This window comes from Caulobacter sp. P1_B12_2 (assembly GCF_056406675.1).
On record NZ_JBFTZS010000329.1, the window covers coordinates 1 to 5,379 of the forward strand.

General features: G+C 69.8%; 6 protein-coding genes. 4 read left to right on the top strand and 2 right to left on the bottom strand.

Annotated elements, in window-relative coordinates; genetic code table 11:
- A partial coding sequence (locus AC1DZ6_RS18195; RefSeq protein ID WP_477098550.1) for a PaaI family thioesterase occupies positions 1-306 on the top strand: 306 nt, incomplete at its 5' end.
- Positions 307-348: 42 nt separating this feature from the next.
- On the opposite strand, the gene AC1DZ6_RS18200 is transcribed toward AC1DZ6_RS18195, so the two are convergent.
- A complete protein-coding gene (locus AC1DZ6_RS18200) occupies positions 349-948 on the bottom strand; it encodes a DUF4142 domain-containing protein (protein ID WP_477098551.1) in 600 nt (199 codons plus the stop codon).
- A 119-nt stretch (positions 949-1,067) separates the two neighbouring features.
- On the opposite strand from AC1DZ6_RS18200, the gene AC1DZ6_RS18205 reads away from it, so the two are divergent.
- The gene (locus AC1DZ6_RS18205) at positions 1,068-2,264 is read left to right on the top strand and encodes a CaiB/BaiF CoA transferase family protein (protein WP_477098552.1); all 1,197 of its coding nucleotides are present in this window, start codon (positions 1,068-1,070) and stop codon (positions 2,262-2,264) included.
- Between the two features lies 1 nt (position 2,265).
- The gene (locus AC1DZ6_RS18210; RefSeq protein WP_477098553.1) at positions 2,266-2,679 is read left to right on the top strand and encodes a GFA family protein; all 414 of its coding nucleotides are present in this window, start codon (positions 2,266-2,268) and stop codon (positions 2,677-2,679) included.
- Between the two features lie 170 nt (positions 2,680-2,849).
- On the opposite strand, the gene AC1DZ6_RS18215 is transcribed toward AC1DZ6_RS18210, so the two are convergent.
- Positions 2,850-4,763 (bottom strand): HWE histidine kinase domain-containing protein, encoded by a 1,914-nt coding sequence (locus tag AC1DZ6_RS18215; RefSeq protein ID WP_477098554.1) that lies wholly within the window; start codon positions 4,761-4,763, stop codon positions 2,850-2,852.
- Positions 4,764-4,959: 196 nt separating this feature from the next.
- Here AC1DZ6_RS18215 and AC1DZ6_RS18220 point away from each other — a divergent pair, with 196 nt between their 5' ends.
- Entirely contained in the window at positions 4,960-5,346 is a 387-nt protein-coding gene (locus tag AC1DZ6_RS18220) for a hypothetical protein (RefSeq protein ID WP_477098555.1), read from the top strand.
- Positions 5,347-5,379 lie beyond the last annotated feature (33 nt).

Consider the following 5,379-nt stretch of genomic DNA (forward strand, 5'->3'; position numbering starts at 1 on the left):
CTGCTGCGCCAGGCCTTCGCCAGCCGGGCGCTGCGGCCGGGCGGACTGATCTCCGGGCCGACCCAGATGGCGATAGCCGATTCGGCGGCCTACGCCGTGATCCTGGCCCATATCGGCGAGGTGGCGATGGCGGTGACCACGTCCCTGACCATCCACTTCCTGCGCGGCGCCAARCCGGGCGATCTCTATGCCGAGGGGGCCCTGCTCAAGCTGGGCCGGCGGATCGCGACGGTCGACGTGCTGATCTGGTCGGAATCGCGCGAGCGAGCCGCCGCCAAGGCGACGGTCGCCTACGCGATTCCTTGAGAGAGACGGAGCGCGCCGAGGCGCGCTCCAATCCGGTCTTGGTTAGTGCACGAAGCCCTTCTTCAGGCCTTCGGCTTCGTTCAGGTGTTCCTGCACGGCCGGGGCCGTGGCGGCGGCGAAGGCCTTGATGGCGGCGGTGTCGCCGTCCTGGGCGTAGCGCTGCATCAGGTTCAGGGCCGCCTGGTGAACATCGACCTGGTCGTCGGCGTAGGTCTTGTCGAAGTCCTCGTTGCTGGCCTTGTTCAGGTCGTCCAGCTTGTCCTGCAGGTCGGCGGGCAGGGCGGTCGGCGGGGTTATCGTGGCGCCCGAGGCGGCGATGGCGGCCTTCAGGTCCTCGGTGGTCTTGGTGTGGGCCTTTTCCATCATCGCGGCGAACTTCTTCACCTCGGCGTTGGTCGAGCGCTTGGCCGCGACCTTGGCCGCTTCGATCTCGTACATGTCGGTGGCGGCGGCCTTCTCGACGAAGGTGGCGGCCTTGGTTTCGTCCGACGGGGTCGGGACGGTGGCCGACGGGTTGGCGTCCGGGGTCGCGGCCTGTTCGGCCGGGGTGGCGGCGCCCTTGGTCTCGTCGGCTTTCGGGCCGCAGGCGGCGACGCTGAGGGCGGCGATGGCGGCGCCGACGATGAGAAGCTTACGGGTCATGGCTTTCTTTCCCTGCGCGTTTTTCTAGAACGTTGATCGTTCGGCGCTGCGCTGCGCCTATGAGGCCTAATCAACCTCACGCGCCCGTGATGGTTCCGTGAGGTGGGGAGAGAAAACGCATGGCGGAGACTCCGTTGAACGGCCTGCGGGTCATCGAGATGGGCTCGCTGATCGCGGGACCGTTCTGCGGCCAGGTGCTGGGCGATTTCGGCGCCGAGGTGATCAAGCTGGAGGACCCAGGGGCCSGCGATCCGATGCGCCAGTGGGGCCGCACCAAGCCCAAGGGCCACTCGCCCTGGTGGCCGGTGATCGGCCGCAACAAGACCTCGGTGACGCTGGATCTGCGTGCGCCGGAGGGCCGCGACATCGCCCGCGCCCTGATCGCCAAGGCCGACGTGGTGGTCGAGAACTTCCGCCCCGGTACGCTGGAAAAGTGGGGCATGGGCTATGACGACCTGGCCCGGACCAATCCCGGCCTGGTGATGGCCCGGGTCTCGGGCTTCGGTCAGACCGGCCCCTATTCGCACCGCGCCGGCTACGCCCTGATCGGCGAGGCCATGGGGGGCTTGCGCCACATCACCGGCGAGCCCGATCGGCCGCCGGCCCGGGCCGGGATCTCGATCGGCGACAGCCTGGCCGGCCTCAACGCCGCCTTGGGCGTGATGATGGCCCTGCACGCTCGCCAGCGCACCGGCAAGGGCCAGGTGGTCGACGCGGCGATCTATGAGAGCGTGCTGACGGTGATGGAGAACCTGATCACCGAATACGACCTGTCGGGCTATGTGCGCGAACGGTCCGGGGCGATCCTGCCCGGAATCGCCCCGTCCAATGTCTATCCCACCCGCAGCGGCGAGCTGATCCTGATCGGCGCCAACCAGGACACCCTGTTCAAGCGTCTGTGCGAGGCGATGGGCCGGCCCGAACTGGCGACCGACGAGCGCTATCGCGATCACGCCGCGCGGGGCGTCAATCAGTTGCAGCTGGACGCCACCATCGGCGGGTGGACCGTCGAGCACGACATCGAGACCCTGCTGCCGCTGCTGGAGGACGCCGGCCTGGCCGTCGGCCGGGTCTATCGCGCGCCCGACATGCTGAAGGATCCACAGTTCGCGGCCCGCGAGTCAATCGTCGAGGTCGCCCATCCGGTGTTCGGCACGGTGAAGATGCAGAACGCCTTTCCCAAGCTGTCCGACACCCCCGGCGGCGTCCGATGGCCGGGGCCGGCCCTGGGCGAGCACACCGACGCGGTGTTGAGCGCGGTGGCCGGGCTGTCGGCGGAAGCGATCGCCGGCCTGCGCGCCAAGGGCGTGATCTAGAATGACCGCGCCGCTCTACGCCGGCGGATGCCTGTGCGGAGCCCTGCGCTACGAGGCGCGGGGCCGGCCGCTGTACATGGGCCACTGCTACTGCGCCGACTGCCGCAAGGCCTCGGGGTCGGGCTTCATCCCGTTCATGGCCTTCGCCGCCGCCGACCTGACCTTCAGCGCCCCGACCCGGACCTTCACCTGTGTGTCGGCGCGGGGGAGCGACGCGGTGCGCAACAGCTGCCCGCAGTGCGCCAGCCTGGTGTTCGGCGGGCCGGTGGGCGAGACCGACTCCCATACGATCTATGCCGGCTCACTGGACGATCCGACGGCCTTCCGGCCGACCGTGGCGATCTTCGTCAAGGGGCGGCCGGACTGGGCGGTGATCCCGGAGGGGCTGGAGGTGTTTGAGGGGCTGCCGGACTGAGGCTCACCCACTTGCCCCCACCTGACAGCTTCGCGGTCTGTCCGCCCCCAGGGGGCGAAGGATGACGCCGCGCCGGCGGCGGAGCCTCTTCCCCCTGGTGGAGGAAGACGATCGCGAAGCGATCCGCAGGGGGCAAGTGTTCGCCGCGCCAGCCTTGCCGAAAGGTCGCCCTACCGCCCCGTCACCGACGCCAGCGCTCGGGCGATCTGGTGGACGTTGTAGGGCTTCCTGACGATCGGGGCGTCGAAGCCCATCGGAGCGGCCTTGTCGGCGTAGCCGGTGGCGAACACGAAGGGCCGACCCTCGCGGCGCAGGATCTCGGCGACCGGCGCCACGGACTGGCCGTTCAAATCGGCGTCCAGCACCGCGGCGTCGAACGTAAGCTCCAGCATCTGCAGCGCCTCGGACAGCTCGGCCGCGCAGCCGACCACCTCGACGCCGGAATCTTCCAGCCCGGCTTCCAGCTCCATGGCCAGCAGCAGCGAATCCTCGACGATCAGCACCTTCAAGCCCGCGATGTCGCCCGACCGGAAGCTGTCGTCGCCGCCGCCCACGGTCTCGATGATGCGGGCGTCCGGCGCCGCGACGGGCTCGGGTTCGGGCTCTTCGACCAGGGCGTCGGCGGCGGCGTGGATCATCGCCGTGACGCCGCTGCGCTTGTATTCGACCGTCGCCCGCCCGCCCAGCTCGCGACCGACCACGTCCTCGATCAGGGTCATGCCAAAGCCGCGCTTGTCCGGCGGCGAGGTCATCGGCCCGCCGGTCTCCAGCCATTCGAGATTGAAGCCGCCGTTGGGGGCCACGCGCCAGACCACCTCGACCCGGCCGCTCTCGACCGACAGTGATCCGTACTTCACGGCGTTAACGGCCAGTTCGTGCAGGGTCAGCGACAGGGCCGCCGCCGCCCGGGGGGTCAGGAACAGCTCCGGCCCGTCCCAACGGGTCTGGTTGGGAGCAAGGCCCCCCAGTTCGGCCGCCGCGATCCGCGCCAATGTGGCCCCGCGCCAGCGCGCCGCGCTGAGCAGGTCGTGGGCCGAACTCATCGACTTCAGCCGACCGTTGAAGGCTTTCAGGAAACCGTCCAGCGAGGAGGCCTTGCGGGCCGACTGGCCGGCCACCGACTGCACGGCGGCCAGGATGTTCTTGATGCGGTGGTCCAGCTCGGTCAGCAGGTTTTCGCGCTGATCGTCGGCGTCGCGGCGAGCGGTGACGTCCTGGACCACGCCGATCAACCGCAGCGGCTTGCCGTCGGCATCCATCACCAGCAGGCCGGCCACCCGGTTCCAGACCACGCGGCTCGGATCCGACGACACCCGCTGGAACTCGATCTCGTAGCGTCCCTTGGTCCTGAGCTGCTCGTCCACGTCGGCGCGGATCCAGTCGCGATCCTCGGGCCTGATGATGGAATAGAGCTCCTCGCCGCCGCGGGCCGGGGCGACGCCCTCGGGGATCTCGGTGATCCTCGACATGCGGTCGCTGACCCGCACGGTGTCGGCCGCGATGTCCCACACGAACTCGCCCAGATTGGCGGCGTGCAGGGCCAGGGCGATCCGCTCGCTGTCCAGCAGCCGCTCGGCGACGTTGCGGGCCGTCTCGGCGTCGTGCAGCAGCTCTTCCATCGCCAGGGCGGCGAGGTCGGCCAGGGCGTCGGCCAGCCCGGTGTCGACGGCCTCGCGGGGCGCGGGGTCCTCGACGGTCAGCAGGCCGACGATCTCGCCCGACGCGGTCTTCAGCGGGGCGCAGGCGAAGAAGCGGCTGTCGGCGCACCAGGGACGCAGGATCTGGTCGGGGGCGCCGGCGAGGTCGGGATGCGCAACCACGCCGCTCTCGCGCAGGCGGTCGGCAACGCCGGCGGGGCGGGGCTCCTCCAGATGGTCGAAACCGACCTTGGCCTTCAGCCAGACGCGATCCTTGCCGATCAGCCGGATCGCGGCCTTGGGAGCGCCGAACAGACGTGAGGCCAGGYGGACGATCCGATCGAACCGGGGGTCGGCCGGGTCGCCGTCGAAAACGCGAAGGGCGTCAAGGGCGCGCAGCCGGCGCGCCTCGTGATCCTCCGCCAGCGTTCCGCCCGCATCGTCCATGATTCGACCATAGACCGGGTTCGCGCGTGGCGCGAGATCGATAAAGGCGACGTCCCCAGATCCCCATGAGATCGCCTGTGGTGAAGCTCCAGCCTTGAGGCTACAATGGAACTCGTGGCCTCGGGTTTGCGTTGTGCGGGCGCAGCTTCGCAGCTGTCCGCCCCCCACAAGCCCGAGCCGCGAACCGGAGATTCTCATGCCCGACAACAGCCTGAACCCCGCCATCAACGAAGCCAACAAGGCCTCGTCGAGCGCCGGCGCCGCCCTGGATCACGCCGAGCGCAGCTTCGGCGAAGCGGCCAGCGCCGCCCGCGCCAACCTCGGCGACGCCGCCGCCTCGGCCAAGGCCAACCTGTCCGACGCCGCCAAGCGGATCGAGGCGTCCCTGACCCAGGGCCTCGAAACCCTGCGCGCCCAAAGCCGCACCTATACCGACACCGCCGGCCAGTCGGTCGACGAAGCCAGCCGCTATGTCAGCGAGCGCGTCCGCGAGCGGCCGATCACCGCCACCCTGGCCGGCCTCGGCGTCGGCGTTCTGCTTGGCCTGCTGCTGGCCGGAAGCCGTAGCGGCCGCGACAAGTGATCTTCGGGAAGACTCTGACGACTCTGGCAGCGG